Source organism: Metabacillus sp. B2-18, assembly GCF_021117275.1.
In the GTDB taxonomy this organism is placed as follows: Bacteria; Bacillota; Bacilli; order Bacillales; family Bacillaceae; genus Metabacillus.
In genome coordinates, this window is the sequence record NZ_CP088245.1 from 1,545,850 (window position 1) to 1,560,937 (window position 15,088).

The following is a 15,088-nucleotide window of genomic DNA, read 5'->3' on the forward strand; positions in this document are numbered from 1 at the left end:
TGTGAAGATAAAGTTCCTGCACTGGGGAGGATCTTTCTAGCTGAATTTAGTGACTAATGGAATCTTATAAAGACCCTTTTTTTAGAATATTTAAGCTTTTTTACGTACTGTTTTTGTTTTCTTTCCAGCTGTAGCTGCATTGGTTGTTGTTGCAGTAGATACAGCAAGATCGTCTCCTGCAGCTTTTGCTTGTTTTGCGGGTTTTGCTTTTGGTTGTGGTTTTTTCGTTTTTTCAATACTAGCCTGAAGGGCGCTCATTAAGTCGACTACATTTTGTCTAGGAGCTGCTTCTGCTGCAGGAGTTTTTCCTTCATTTTGATTTACCTTACGTTCAATTAGTTCTTGAAGCGCTAAACGGTAATCATCTTTGTATTTTTCAGGTTCAAATGTTGTTGTTAGTTGATCAATTAGCATGATGGCAGTTTCAAGCTCTTTTTCACCAACTTCAACTTGCTCGGGAACACTCGGTACTTCTTTTACATTTCTTACTTCATCAGGATAGTGAACAGTTTCCATAACAATGCAATTTTCATAAACTCGAACCATTGCTAGTTGCTGTTTTGAACGAATTGTAATCTCAGCAATCCCAATTTTTCCGGACTTTGTTAATGCTTCACGAAGAAGACCGTATGCTTTTCCACCGTTTTCTCCAGGGCCAATAAAGTATGAACGATTAAAATAAATAGGATCTATATCATCGATACTAACAAAGTCAATAATTTCAACTGTTTTGTCTTCATGCTCATCTTTCAATTCTTTTAATTCTTCCTCAGTTAGAACAACATATTTTCCCTTAACATATTCATATCCCTTTACAATTTCATCTGGAGTAACTTCTTCATCACAATTCGGACATGTTTTTTCATATTGAATTGGGGAGTGACATTTTTTATGAAGAGTTCTAAGTTTTATATCCTTGTCTTCAGTAGCTGCATAAAGCTTTATAGGAATATTAACGAGTCCGAAGCTAATTGAACCTTTCCACATTGTGTGCATCTACGATCCCTGCCTTCATCAAATGTTTATTTAGTATTTAGCTTCAGTTTTATACAGTGTTTTCATAAGTAGAAATAGCTACCAATTAAAAAAGAGCAGAAACAGTCCTGCTCAAAGTTAAAATGTCCCCATTTGTTGAAGTGCAATAATAACTACACCGAGAATCCAAACATACACAGCAAATAATTTTAATGACTTGTTCTTTACGAATGAAATCATAAACTTTACAGCAATATAGCCAAAGATAGCAGAAGCAAGCGTTGCGATAAACATGGATGTTAAACTTATTTGTGGGACATTTCCAGATACCATATCCTTTAATTGGTAAATAACTCCTCCACAAATGGCCGGAATAGACAGTAGGAAGGAAAAGTAAGCAGCTGCTTCTTTGTCCATTTTTCGCATTAGAGCTCCAACTATGGTCATTCCAGACCGAGATATGGCTGGGAAAATCGCAAATGCTTGAAAGCTACCAATAAAAAAAGAATCAAAAAGAGAAATGTCTTCTACTTTTTTTGCTCCATTTTTAATGGAATCAGCAAACCATAAGAAAGCACCTGTTACTAGAAATTCCCATCCAATTGTAACGCCTGATTTAGAAATGCTATCAAAATAGTCACTAAACAAGACACCAGCAATAACGGCAGGGATTGTTCCAATAACTAGAAGAGCAGTAATACGGCTAAAAGGATTTTTAATTAGTTTTAGTAAAATATCTTTATAAAAAACAACTAAAGCGATAAGTGTACCAAGATGGAGCATGGTGTCTAAAAATAAGCCCGCTTCTTCCAGTCCAAAGAAATTGCGGCCTAAATATAAATGCCCCGTGCTACTAATCGGAATAAATTCAGTTAAACCTTGGATAATTCCTAATATGATTGCTTGAAGCCAATCCATTTTTCATACCCCCCATTAAAACAATGCTTGTCTGTATACATGAATATGTGTAATATATAAGCTTGTAGAACAACTTATTGGAAAATAGGTGATATAGTGGAAGAATTAATTCTTTCTATACTTGAACAGTTTAAAGAACTTTCTTATTTTGGAATTATGCTGGCATTAACGATTGAATTTGTACCAGCTGAGTTAGTACTACCTCTTGCTGGTTATTGGGTTTATGAAGGTGATATGACATTATGGGGGACTGTTCTTGCAGGGACAGTAGGTGGAACGTTCGGGCCATTGACTCTTTATGCTGTTGGAAGATATGGTGGACGACCATTTATCCTTAAGTTTGGAAAATACTTTTTCATTAATGAAGAAAAGCTTACTAAAGCAGATGAATTTTTTGAGAGGAATGGTGCAATGGTTGCTTTTACAGCAAGATTCTTACCTGGAGTAAGAACGTTGATCTCCATTCCATGTGGTATGGCAAAAATGAATGTTTGGGTTTTCTCTATCTATACGTTTGCTGCAATGCTGCCGATTACTTTTATTTATGTTTATCTCGGATTAAAGCTAGGCGAAAATTGGAAGAACGTAGGTGAGCTTGCAAACCAATATATCCTTCCTGCCGGTATAGCAGTTCTCGTTATATTCGTTGCTTATAAATTAATTACTCGTAAAAAAAAGAAAACTTATAGTGAACAACATAAAACAGCTTCAAAAAAACATTAGAATAGATTGACTATAAAATTCAACGGCATTGTTGCCATGATCGGAATTTAAATATGCTCAGGAAGACCTTTGCCTACATTGGCAAGGGTCTTTTTTGTTGTCTCATTTGTAAACAAGGGTAAATAATAGAAGTTAATTAATAAATGAGTGTCACGAAAACCTTGAAAATAATTATTCAATATGTCAAATGTGTAACAAATTATAGGTCTTAAATCCTTAAAATGAAAAAAAACTATAAAATTTAATTTCTACACCCTTAAGTTAAAAAAAGAATTCGAAACTATGTATTGAAACGAAAAAACACTAAGGAGGATTTGGTGAAACCGCATTGCATCAAATGAAATACATGTGTAATTTATTGGAAATCGGCGATTTCTCTGAAAAAAAGTTCATATGATCTGCTAAAATGCATTTATAGTCTGATTTAATATCAATAGGTCTAAAGTAATTTGTTTTGTAACAATTGACTTTCTTTTGTAGAAATTCAGAAAGATAGTTTCATATATCTTCCTTTGCGGTCCCTCTATAATTTAGCTATTATAGACAAAGTAATATAGGGGAAACAGAGGTGAACCGCCATGCTTAGCCTTTTGTTTAGACTAGGTAAGAAAAAGCGAACATTAGAAGAAACGGTTCTCCTAATTCAAAAAGGAGACCTTCAATTACAAAATGAATTAATTGAACAATATAAGCCATTTGTTGCTAAAACAGTATCATCTGTTTGTAAAAGATATATTAGTGAAAATGATGATGAATTTAGTATAGGTTTAATTGCGTTTAATGATGCTATTGAAAAGTATTCTACAGATAAAGGAAGCTCTCTGTTAGCATTTGCAGAATTAGTTATAAAGAGAAAAGTGATTGATTACATTCGGAAGGAAGCTCGTAATCCTTACACGGTTAACTTAGATCTGCAAGAGCACGAAGAAGGAGAGTATTCTCAAAGTAAAATTGAATCAGATTTATCAATTGATGAGTACACGAAGGCAATTGAACAAGAGCATCGAAAAGAAGAGATTATATTTTTTCAACACTGTTTAAACGATTTTAATCTAACCTTTGCTGAAATATTAGATCAATCACCAAAGCATTTTGATGCACGTCAAAATGCCATCATGGTTGCAAAGGAAGTCGTCAAGGATGATGACCTACGACATCACCTTTTTACTAAAAAACAACTTCCGGTTAAGCAACTAGAAGCAAAAGTAGCAGTAAGCCGTAAGACAATTGAGAGAAACAGAAAATACATCATTGCAATGGCCATCATCCTTTCAGGGAATTTCGTCTATTTAAAAGATTATATTAAAGGGGTGCTAGATTCATGAAAAAGGGAGTCGTCGTAGAATATAGTGATGACTTTGTTACGTTGCTCACCCCGGATGGGCAATTTTTAAAAGCTAAGAATAATGAAGGTGTCTATGAATTAGGTGAAGAAATATCTTTTTTTCCTGTAGTGGATAAACGTGAAGAAGTTATCAGAAAGAGAAAAAGAAATCACATCCTCAGCTATTTTAGTACTCGTATGGCTAAGGCAGGGGCTATATCAGCAATTGCTATCATATTTTTTATGATCAGTTTTCTTCCATTTTTTCAAAATGATCAGGTATATGCCTATATGTCTATTGATATAAACCCTAGTTTTGAAGTGGGTGTTGATGATCAACTAAATGTGATTTCTTTAGAACCACTAAATGACGAGGCTAACAAGCTAATGAAAAAGGTTTCGGACTGGGAGAATAAACCTTTTGATGAGATTGTTGATCGGATCGTTGGTGAATGTAAATTAGAAGGGTACGTTTATCCTGGTAAGGAAATTGTTATAACGACAGTGGTTAATGAAGAAGATAAAAAGGCGCAAAATAAGCTTCAAGAGGATATTAGTAAAATCCAATCTTCGTATGAAGAAGACCAGATGATTGTTAAAACAATTGAAGCTGATCAAGAAACTAGAGAAAAAGCTCAAAAACAAGGGGTTTCGACTGGTAAATATATTGAATTAACTGAAAAAGAGGTAAAACCAGTTAAGGAGAAAGAGACAACACCAGTGGAACAAAACAATACTCCTTCAACCCAAGAAAAAGAAGATACAACAACTACTGATCCAGTAAAACAGGAAACTTCAACAACAGTTGAAGAAAATCAACAAACAAAAAATGAACTAAATTCAAAAGCAAAAGAAAAGTTAAATGAAGTGAAAAATGAGTTAAAAGGGCAGAAAAACGAACAAAAGCAAAATAAAGGCAATCAAGTAAGTAACAATAATCGTGACAAACAAAAACAGAAAAACAACAATCGACATAATCAAGATAACGTTGACGATGATCGTGATAATCGAAAAGACAGAAAAGATAGAGATCATAATGATGATGATCGGCATAAAAGATGGAACTCGAATAGAGATAAAGATAAAGATCGAGATGATCGTGAAGAAAGAAAAAGAAACAACAACCGCGATGATGATTAAGGCTGATCCTAATGGACCAGCCTCTTTGCCATATTATTCAGTTCTATGTCCGTTTAGTTGTGATTGTGCTTGTGCAACTAAACGCTTAGTAATTTCGCCACCAACAGATCCGTTTGCACGGGAAACTGTATCTGAACCTAGGTTTACACCAAATTCATTTGCAATTTCATATTTAATTTGATCCAGAGCTTGCTCAATCCCTGGTACAAGTAACTTATTGCTGCTTCTAGCCATTTGGAACACTCCTTTAGATGATTGTTCTAAGCTGATAAAGTATTCGATTTTTCAGCCTTACTCATAAGGTATCTTTCATTGTTAGTTTCTATACTGGAAAAGTTTAGACTAACTTGATGACTTTTTTATAGGTAAATTATTTCTTACTCCTAATGAATTAATATACATGAGCTTCACGATTAATTGTGTCTTTCATTCAAATATACTTGTGCTCTTGTTTGTAAATGAGAAGCTGTTACTGCTAAAACAGTTGTTACAAGAATTCGTTCGATCGTTTTCCACTGACTTTCAGTAAGTTCACTAAATTTCTTTGGTATTGCGTTTACTTCTTCTACTATTTGTTGTTCCAGTGTTTGACCTCTAAGTGGGAGTTTTTCCAGTTTCTCAAGAATTGTTCCATACATTTCATAAAACATAATCGGGCTGATTAAATCATCGCTTCGATCTGAAAGAGTGTTAAAAACTTCTGTAAGGACCTTTCGAATTTTTTCGAAGTCAAATACATATTTTAAATCTTTTACAATCAATAGCATAGCTGCTTGGTCAATTGAATATTTTTTACCAAGTTCAGGAGGCCCGATTAACTCTTTTACATCTCTTTTAATCCAGTTTTGAATGGATGTTGATTTTAAAGATGTTAATTCACATAAATTTGCTAGTGACACAATTTCATTTGTAGATAAGCCAAACTCCTGTAAATTTCGCCGTTTACTAGCTTTTATTAAAAAGGCGGGAATATGTATATCAATTGGAGAAGTAAAGTTTGATGCTTTTTCTATAATAAGTAAAGGAGGCTGTTTGGACTCGCCTTTAAGTGAATATAATAATGCTGTCATTTCTTTACGTGTTAATTGTATAGTCATCTTGACACCTCTTTTTTAGTGGTCTCATCGGAAAGTATAATGTGATTTCATTTTAAAAACCTGTGGACATACCTCGATGTTAAATATGTAACAAATTAGTGAACAATTTGTAAAGTGTAAATAAGTATCTTGCTTTTACACATAAAAGTTTCTATAATTTTATTATAGTATAAGTTCATGTGAACTTGAAATTATTTGGAGGTATTTATGGCTAAAAGAATTTTTCTATTTCTTTTATCAAATATTCTAGTCATTACAACGATTGGAATTGTTTTATCACTCTTTAACGTTTCTCCCTATCAAAATGTAAATGGTAATTTAGATTTGGTTAGTCTTTTAATTTTTAGTGCTGTGGTAGGTTTTACTGGAGCATTCGTATCACTTGCCATTTCTAGATGGATGGCTAAAATGATGATGGGTGTCAAAGTAATTAACCCTGATGGCCAACTATCGCCTTATGAAAGAGATCTTGTTGAAAGAGTGTATCGATTGTCTCGAGCTGCTGGTTTAACAAAGATGCCTCAAGTAGGTATTTATCAATCACCTGAAGTAAATGCTTTTGCGACAGGACCTTCAAAGCGACGTTCTTTGGTGGCTGTATCAACGGGACTTCTTCAGGAAATGGATGATGATGCAATTGAAGGTGTATTAGCTCATGAGGTGGCTCACATCGCCAATGGTGATATGGTTACAATGACGTTGCTACAAGGAATTGTCAATACGTTCGTTGTATTCTTTGCACGTATTGCTGCATGGGTAGCCTCTCGTTTTGTACGAGAAGACCTGGCACCAATTGTTCATTTTATTGCAGTGATCATTTTCCAGATTGTATTCTCCATTTTGGGAAGCCTGGTTGTTTTCGCATTCTCTAGATATCGTGAATATCATGCTGATCGTGGTGGAGCTGATTTAGCTGGCAAGGATAAAATGATACACGCGTTAAGATCTTTAAAACATTATACTCAACGAGTTAGAGATGACCAAGCATCTTTATCAACTTTAAAAATAAATAGTAAAAAAGGGATGTCATTATTCTCAACACATCCCGATCTTGATGATCGTATAAGTCGATTAGAAGCTAAATAAATTAAAAAAAGAATGACAATGGAAGTGCCGTTGTCATTTTTTTTTTGTACGATTTGAATCTATTTATTTTTATTGGATGAATTTGTGAATAACAAATGCCTTGTTATTAGTGCTTGAAGATAAAGCGAGTTTTTCTAATAAAGCACTTTTCATTTAATCGTTTTTTCTTTATGATTATAGGACTTAGTTTTTTATATAGGAAATTGTTTTTGCAGGATAGGAATGAAGAATGAATGAATAAATTAAAACTTCGAATACAATCTTTAACCCCGGTACAATTAATTGTTTCATATTACTTTTTAGCTGTTACAGTTTCTGTTCTTTTATTAAGTTTGCCTGTGGCACATAAACCTGGTGTTGAGTTTGCTTTTATCGACAGGCTCTTTACTGCTGTTAGTGCAGTTAGTGTAACAGGTTTAACTGTAATGTCTACTGCAGACACATTTAGTGTACCTGGTATTTTTATATTAGCCTTTGTTTTACAATTTGGCGGGATAGGCATTATGACACTAGGAACATTTGTATGGCTTATTGTGGGAAAGAAAATAGGGCTAAAAGAACGCCAGCTAATCATGACTGACCAAAATCAATCCAACTTATCTGGTATCGTAAATTTAATTCGGCAAATTATTGTACTCATTCTTATTATTGAATTAATTGGAGCATTAATTTTAGGAACTTATTTCTTAAAATACTATCCAACATGGCAGGAAGCATATCTGCATGGATTTTTCACTTCGATTAGTGCAACAACAAATGGTGGCTTTGATATTACTGGTCAATCTTTAATCCCCTATGCTGATGATTATTTTATTCAGTTTATTGTGATGATTTTAATCATTTTGGGTGCAATTGGTTTTCCGGTATTAATTGAAGTGAAAGATTTTCTTTTTAATAAAAGTCAACGATTTCGTTTTACGTTGTTTACCAAAATAACATCCATTACCTTTTTTGCTTTAATTTTGGTGGGCACAATTACAATTGCTGCTCTTGAGTATGCTTATTTTTTTAAAGGAAAAGAATGGCATGAAACGTTTTTTTACTCTCTATTTCAATCAACAGCAACCAGAAGTGGTGGTTTAGCAACAATGGACGTTAGTATGTTTACAGATACGACGATTTTAGTTATGTGTGCGTTAATGTTCATTGGGGCATCTCCAAGCTCAGTTGGAGGGGGAATTCGAACGACAACATTTGCTTTAAATCTTTTATTTCTTTTTCATTTTGCAAGAGGAAATAAGTCAATTAAGATTTTTAAAAGGGAGCTTTATGAGGAAGATTTAATGAAGTCAGTCGTAGTGACAATGATGGCATTTCTAATTTGTTTTTTTGCCCTTGTCATATTAACGATAACAGAGCCTTTCGATTTTATTAAAATATTATTTGAAGTTTGTTCAGCATTTGGTACAACAGGACTATCGATGGGAATCACACCTGAATTAAGCTCAATTGGTAAAATTGTTATTATGATCTTAATGTTTATCGGTAGAATTGGTATACTTACGTTTTTGTATCTTTTAGGAACAAAGGAAAGGAAAGCAAATTATCATTATCCAAAAGAGCGAGTAATCATTGGATAAATTGCGAAGGATTGATGCATTGAGCATCAATCCTTTTTGAATTTTCCTTTATAGTTTAGCTAATCATTGTTATAGCTTACATCTTTATCGGGATTATGGAAGGCATTGGCGTTAAACATATTTTCCGTTTTCTACCTATGATAGAAATGAGAACTTCAGGTAAAAGTAAAAAAGTAACATAATAACAAAGCTTAGATAAAAGCTTAAAATATGAGGTGATTCGTTTTGAAAAGAAAAGCGTTTAGAAATCAAGCTACAAAAAATAATTTTACCCCTACTGAAAGCCTACCCGATACTGAATTTGCAGAAATTAACGATGATCAGGATCTGATGAAGGGTGCAAACCGTAACTCTAAACAAGGAAAGCAAGGGAAGTAAAGATGACAAAAAAGAAAAATATGAAAAGTAAAGATATGCAAAATCATAAGAAACCGATGGAGACTGACATATTACAAGAAGAATTTGGTCAAGAAACTGGTGATGTTAACGCATCAAAGCTTTATGAGGCAATAGCAGGAAACGAAAAAAAAGAGAAAAAAAAAGGTGAACAAAAAAAATAAAATAAAAAGTGAGAGATAAAAAATCTCTCACTTTAGCTAACCATTGTATCAAGCTCACTTGAAAGTACTGTATAAACAGTTGTTTTAGAATGAATAGCATCATAATGAACAATTACAAAAGAGTTTTCATTTTTAATTTTACCCGTCTTCAAGTAATGATCTAAATTAAACGGCAAAGTTTCTAGTACAGTATGCTTAAATAAATCCTTTTCAGAGAACTGTTTTTTAGCAAATTCTTCTCCTAATAGAAGAGGGTTTTCTAGTACTGAGTGATAAATCTTACTTCTTTCTTGCTTTGATAATGTGTCACTCCACCATGGCTTACGAGGTTTATAATTTTGGTTCCGTAAATAATCAAACTTCATAAAACCGCTGGCAATTGTTAAATCGCTTCTCTTAATGCTTCCGAGGAAATCATATAAGTGTTTGAATAAATCTTCAAGTTGATGACCAATTCTTGTCCATCCTTTTTTATCCCAATATGTTCCGAAATCTTGAAAGAAGTCAAATGGTGTTGAGAAAAGATGTGTTACTAAATATTCAATTGTTTCATCCATTCGATGGTCATTCCAGTATTTTTCCAATACATCTTCAACTTGTTTAATTTTCGTAATATCTTCAAAGGAAAGAACATTGTTTTTAAGAATTTCATAAGGAGAATGATCCATATATACATATCCATGATGTTCAGCTCGAAGTCGTAATCCTGTGCCTCTAAGCATTTTTAAGAAACCAAGTTGAAGCTCTTCAGGACGAAGTTCAAATACATCATTAAATGTTTTCTTAAAGGAATCATAATTTTCCTCAGGCAGACCAGCGATTAAATCAAGATGCTGATCAATTTTTCCGCCTTCTTTTACCATTGTCACAGTTCTCGTTAGCTTATTAAAGTTTTGCTTTCTCATAACAAGTTCGTTTGTAGCATCATTTGTTGACTGAACACCTATTTCAAAACGGAACAAACCTTTTAGAGCATGATCATTCAAGAATTGAATTACTTCTGGTCTCATGATGTCTGCTGTAATCTCAAACTGAAAAACAGTACCTGGTTTATGCTCATCAATAAGAAATTGAAACATTTCCATTGCATAGCTACGACTTATATTGAAGGTACGATCAACAAATTTTATTGTTTTGGCACCATTCTCCATAAGAAAGCGAATATCTTCTTTCACTTTTTCACGATCAAAATAACGAACTCCAACTTCAATGGAGGAGAGGCAAAATTGGCAGCTAAATGGACAACCACGACTAGTTTCGATATATGTTACGCGTTTTGAAAGGTGTTGTAGATCTTCTTCAAAACGAAATGGAGAAGGTAGAACCTTTAGGTCAAGTTTATTACGTTGCGGTTTAATCTGCACCTTGCTTTCCTCACGGTAAGCTATCCCACTTACATTTTCAAAGTTTTGATCCCCACTCAATTCATCCAGTAGCTGTTTGAATGATTGCTCTCCCTCACCAATGATAATGAAATCAACCTCTGGGATTTTATCCATCCATTCTTTAGTATCGTAAGTAACCTCAGGGCCACCTAAAACAATAATTAAAGAAGGATTGATTTTCTTAAGCATTTTAATCACTTTTATTGTTTCTTCAATATTCCATATATAACAGCTAAAACCGATAACTTCAGGCTTTTTAGCGTGTAAATCTGTTACGATATTCATGGCAGGATCTTTTATTGTGTATTCTGCCAGTTCAACTTCGTATTCAGGTTGTGCATAGGCTTTTAAGTAACGGATTGATAGGCTTGTATGAATATACTTAGCATTAAGCGTTGATAAAACAGTTTTCATTTTCGTATACACCACTTCAATTATTTTTTATACATAAGCTTGTTGTGCTTTTGATACAGTAAAGACAAAGAAAGGGTTAGTTCCCCAATTACATATTGTATCATAAATATTCTTAAAAACGTATATGTGTCATGTGGGCATGTATCCATAGTATGGAAAAGTTCTTTTGAAAACAAACCTAAAAAAGAACAAGCATAATACTTGTTCTTTAGGAAGTGTTTATTTGTTAAGTGACAGGCTCTTTAAGTAATAGTGAATACCTGAAGGCTTTATTTCTATAAAAGGACTAGTTAATTCTTTTATTATCTTAGTTGACAAAATGGATGTAAGGAGAATTGATAATGTTGTTAGCAGAACAATACTTTGAAAATCTCCCATCCAATCTACTGCATCGGTGTTTCTCATGTATTGAATGATAAAACCATGTAACAAATAAACATAGAACGTTCTAGTGCCCCATTCCGTGAAAAAGGTCTGTTTCGTAGGAATCAATGCCAAAAAGCTAAGAGAAGTTACAAGTGTTAAACAGTAAAATCCTAGTCGTATAAATGCACTGCCTATTGATAAATCACCGAATTGTGCATATGACTTTGAACCAAATAGCCATTCATAATCAAAATCAGCAAAGAAATAAGTAATAAAGGTGATAGATAATAGGAAGAATGCGATTCCTCTAACATGTGCCTTTGTTATATAATCAAAATGCTCTCTTTTAAGGTAAAAGCCAATTAAGAATAAGGGGAAGAATACAAATGTTCTAGATAGACTTAAGTAATTGCTTATATCTTCTAAATACCCAACTGAAAGTCCAATAACAAAGGCAATCGCAAGCGACCATCTGGCGGAAAGCTTCGTTGCTCCAAATAAAAACAGATTCCAGAAAAATAAACTAACTAAAAACCATAAAGACCAGTGCGGATCTAGTGGATCAAGCACATTTGCATTCTGTTTCTCAACAAAAAAATAATAAACAGAATAGATTCCCTGAAAAATTAGATAAGGTATTATTAGCTTTTTAGCGATTTTGCTTACATATCCTTTTTTCTTAAACCCTTTTGCGAAATACCCTGAGATAAGGATAAAGGCAGGCATATGGAAGGTATAGACAAATTTATAAATGGTCAACATAATTGGACTTTCATCTATAAATGGCCGGATAACATGACCAAAGACAACTAAAAAAATTAATAAAAACTTTGCATTATCAAAATAGCTAACACGATTTTTCATGCGCTCACCTTTCCTTCAGAAGTTTTAAATCGAAAACTACCCTTCTTTTCCCGATTTTGACATACGTTTAAACGGTACCTTTGTATCATTTTTTATAAAAGTTTCTACTGCAAAATTGAAGCTAGACTCATTTTTAGAAAATATAAGTAACTTCTTAGACATTTGATTTATTAGTTTAGGTGTTGAAAAAACTAAATATTTACTGAAAAAATCCTTACTAAAGTATGTTTCGAATCAATCTGCTTCTTTTTTAGGGACGTAATAAAGCTGTCATCTTTTTGTAAGATAGATGACAGCTTTTTCCTTTAAATGAACAGTATTGTCGAAATACCTTACTATATTACAACCTTCACAGTAAAAAAGAAACATTTTCTATCATTTTGTAGATAGGTGAAGGACAATGCCATAACTTGTAGAATACATGATAGTAGAAAGTTCGTGATTAGGGGTGAAAAGATTGAAGCAAACGATGGAGGATCGCGAAATCGTTGCCTTAAAAGCACAATTGGCTCAAGTAGAAAAAGAGAATGAAATGTTAAAATTTAAATTGCTTCAGCATGAAAATATACTAGAAGGTGCATTGGATGCTGTTGCTATTTTTGATGAAAATATGAGATTTATAGATGTAAACTCCGCCGCGTGTCATATGTTTCAATTGCAGAAAAAAGAGTTATGTAAACGAAATCTCTATGATTTTTTATCTCTTATACCAAGCAATCAAATAAGAGAAGTTATTGATGCTATTTATCAGGATGATCCAATTAGGAAGGAATTAATTGTCAAATTAGATAATGGACAGGTCAAATTTTTGGAAATCTCATTACGTAAAAATGCAATAAACGGCTATGATCTTGCTATGATTAAAGATGTTTCATTTAAGAAAATGCTTGAGCGTGAACGTACAATTAATGAGCAGCTTTTTAAAGATTTATTTCATCGTGCAGTGGATGGAATTGTCATCTTTGATCAAAAAGGTGATTTTATAGATGCGAACGGTTCTTTTTGCTCAAGCTTTGAAATAACGAAAACGCAGTTGAACTCTTTTGGTCTTGAAGATTTTATTGATGAGCAAGAGAAATATAGGCTCGATAACCTGTGGAAGATGCTAAAAGAAAATGGAAGCGCAAAGGGGGAGCTTCCTGTTATCTTAAAAGACGGTAGTAAGAAAATCTTCGAGTTTACAACAACTTCAAACATTATTGATGGCATTTACATGGCCATTATGAGGGACATTACAGAAAAAAGATCTATGGAAATACAGCTGTATAAAAGTGAGGAACGTTTTCGAGAGGTTTTTGAAAATGCGATAGACGCAATTATGATTTGGGATAAGCATGGTCAAATTTTGAAGGTGAACCAGGCAGCAAGCCGTACATTTGAATTAAATGAAGCAGAGCTTGTTCGTCGTAATATATTGGATTTTGTTGATCAAACCTCTCTAAGTTTTCTTAAAGTAAAAAAAGAATACTTTAAAATAGGCGCAATAAGAGAAGAACTTCTTTTTCATATGCCTAATGGACAAAATAAAGAGCTAGAGTTTACTTCTAAAATGGATATACTTGATGGTCATCATTTAACGATTTTTCGGAATGTTAGTGAACGAAAACGAATGGAAAAAATATTAAGGGAAAGTGAACATAAATTTCGAAGTATTTTTGATGGTGCAATGGATGGAATTATTTTATTTAATCATTCTTTTGAAATCATTGAAGCAAATGAAACAGCAAAAAAAATACTAAATTTAAATTCAGAAGATATCAAATCATCTAGAATATGTGATATTCTGTTTTCACATGCTCATGTAGACCCTGACACCAAAACGCTTGAGTCATATGAAGAAAATATACAAGAGATCATGTATATGAATGAAAATGGAATTGAAATGATCTTAGAAATTGCTCTTAAGAATCATATTGATGAAAATATGAATCTGGCTGTTTTTCGTGATGTAACAGAGAAAAGAGAGTTAGAAGAACAACTTAGAAAGTCAGATACATTAAATGTAGTTGGAGAACTAGCAGCGGGTATTGCCCATGAAATTCGCAATCCAATGACTGCATTAAAAGGATTTATTCAGCTGCTAGAGGGAAGTGTTAAAGAGGACTTTTCTATGTATTTTAATGTCATTACATCTGAGCTAAGTAGAATAGAGTCCATCATTACTGAATTTCTAATTTTAGCAAGACCTCAAGCTATTCAGTATTCCAATAAAGATATTGGAACTATAGTAAAAGAAACAATGGAATTGCTAAATGCCCAGGCCATTTTAGTAAATGTCCAGATGAAACTAAATATAGAACAAAACCTGCCATTGCTATTCTGTGAACCAAATCAACTGAAACAAGTTTTTATCAATGTGTTAAAAAATGCGATTGAAGTAATGCCAGATGGAGGCCAAATTGATGTTACAGTTAAACGAAAGAATGAAGACCAGCTATTAATTTCCGTGAGAGACAGGGGATCGGGGATTTCACAGGATAAAATAAAGAGACTAGGTCAACCATTTTACACAACAAAGGAACGTGGAACAGGGCTTGGTTTAATGGTAAGCTATAAAATAATTGAGGAACATCAAGGTCAAGTTGAGGTTGAAAGTGAAGAGGGGAAAGGGACAACATTTCATATTACCCTTCCGATTACACAGTAAAAAATTTAG

Annotated in this window: 14 protein-coding genes; 8 read left to right on the forward strand and 6 right to left on the reverse strand. The window is 33.3% G+C overall.

Annotation, left to right across the window (positions count from 1 at the left end; all coding sequences use genetic code 11):
- Positions 1-90 precede the first annotated feature (90 nt).
- Complete coding sequence (gene ku / locus LPC09_RS07775; protein WP_098797749.1) at positions 91-996, reverse strand: non-homologous end joining protein Ku; 906 nt, start codon at positions 994-996, stop codon at positions 91-93.
- 117 nt (positions 997-1,113) lie between these two features.
- Positions 1,114-1,893: an undecaprenyl-diphosphate phosphatase gene (locus tag LPC09_RS07780; protein WP_098797750.1), complete on the reverse strand. Its 780-nt coding sequence runs from the start codon at positions 1,891-1,893 to the stop codon at positions 1,114-1,116.
- A 93-nt stretch (positions 1,894-1,986) separates the two neighbouring features.
- On the opposite strand from LPC09_RS07780, the gene LPC09_RS07785 reads away from it, so the two are divergent.
- From LPC09_RS07785 to LPC09_RS07795, 3 genes are all read left to right on the forward strand, one after another.
- Positions 1,987-2,616, forward strand: coding sequence for a DedA family protein (locus LPC09_RS07785; protein ID WP_331275807.1), 630 nt, complete (start codon positions 1,987-1,989; stop codon positions 2,614-2,616).
- Positions 2,617-3,194: 578 nt separating this feature from the next.
- A complete protein-coding gene (gene sigI, locus LPC09_RS07790; RefSeq protein WP_098797751.1) occupies positions 3,195-3,941 on the forward strand; it encodes an RNA polymerase sigma factor SigI in 747 nt (248 codons plus the stop codon).
- Complete coding sequence (locus LPC09_RS07795) at positions 3,938-5,080, forward strand: anti-sigma-I factor RsgI family protein (RefSeq protein ID WP_098797752.1); 1,143 nt, start codon at positions 3,938-3,940, stop codon at positions 5,078-5,080. Before sigI ends, LPC09_RS07795 begins: the two co-directional genes overlap by 4 nt.
- 33 nt (positions 5,081-5,113) lie before the next feature.
- On the opposite strand, the gene LPC09_RS07800 is transcribed toward LPC09_RS07795, so the two are convergent.
- Positions 5,114-5,314 (reverse strand): alpha/beta-type small acid-soluble spore protein, encoded by a 201-nt coding sequence (locus LPC09_RS07800; RefSeq protein ID WP_231309373.1) that lies wholly within the window; start codon positions 5,312-5,314, stop codon positions 5,114-5,116.
- Between the two features lie 179 nt (positions 5,315-5,493).
- Entirely contained in the window at positions 5,494-6,177 is a 684-nt protein-coding gene (locus LPC09_RS07805) for a DUF1836 domain-containing protein (protein ID WP_098797754.1), read from the reverse strand.
- Positions 6,178-6,384: 207 nt separating this feature from the next.
- On the opposite strand from LPC09_RS07805, the gene htpX reads away from it, so the two are divergent.
- From htpX to LPC09_RS07825, 4 genes are all read left to right on the forward strand, one after another.
- On the forward strand, positions 6,385-7,263 hold the full coding sequence (gene htpX, locus LPC09_RS07810) for a protease HtpX (RefSeq protein ID WP_231309374.1): 879 nt from the start codon (positions 6,385-6,387) through the stop codon (positions 7,261-7,263).
- Positions 7,264-7,496: 233 nt separating this feature from the next.
- A complete protein-coding gene (locus tag LPC09_RS07815; protein ID WP_098797756.1) occupies positions 7,497-8,843 on the forward strand; it encodes a TrkH family potassium uptake protein in 1,347 nt (448 codons plus the stop codon).
- Positions 8,844-9,068: 225 nt separating this feature from the next.
- Complete coding sequence (locus LPC09_RS07820) at positions 9,069-9,221, forward strand: hypothetical protein (protein WP_098797757.1); 153 nt, start codon at positions 9,069-9,071, stop codon at positions 9,219-9,221.
- A 2-nt stretch (positions 9,222-9,223) separates the two neighbouring features.
- Positions 9,224-9,403 carry a hypothetical protein gene (locus LPC09_RS07825; RefSeq protein ID WP_098797758.1) on the forward strand — a complete coding sequence of 60 codons (180 nt, stop codon included), beginning with the start codon at positions 9,224-9,226 and terminating at the stop codon, positions 9,401-9,403.
- A 32-nt stretch (positions 9,404-9,435) separates the two neighbouring features.
- Here the strand turns inward: LPC09_RS07825 and LPC09_RS07830 are convergent, their stop codons facing one another.
- Complete coding sequence (locus LPC09_RS07830; protein ID WP_098797759.1) at positions 9,436-11,202, reverse strand: B12-binding domain-containing radical SAM protein; 1,767 nt, start codon at positions 11,200-11,202, stop codon at positions 9,436-9,438.
- Between the two features lie 219 nt (positions 11,203-11,421).
- Positions 11,422-12,432, reverse strand: coding sequence for an acyltransferase family protein (locus tag LPC09_RS07835; protein ID WP_098797760.1), 1,011 nt, complete (start codon positions 12,430-12,432; stop codon positions 11,422-11,424).
- Positions 12,433-12,889: 457 nt separating this feature from the next.
- Between LPC09_RS07835 and LPC09_RS07840 the strand changes: the two genes are divergently transcribed.
- Positions 12,890-15,079, forward strand: a complete 2,190-nt coding sequence (locus tag LPC09_RS07840) for a PAS domain-containing sensor histidine kinase (protein WP_269217425.1) — start codon at positions 12,890-12,892, stop codon at positions 15,077-15,079.
- Positions 15,080-15,088 lie beyond the last annotated feature (9 nt).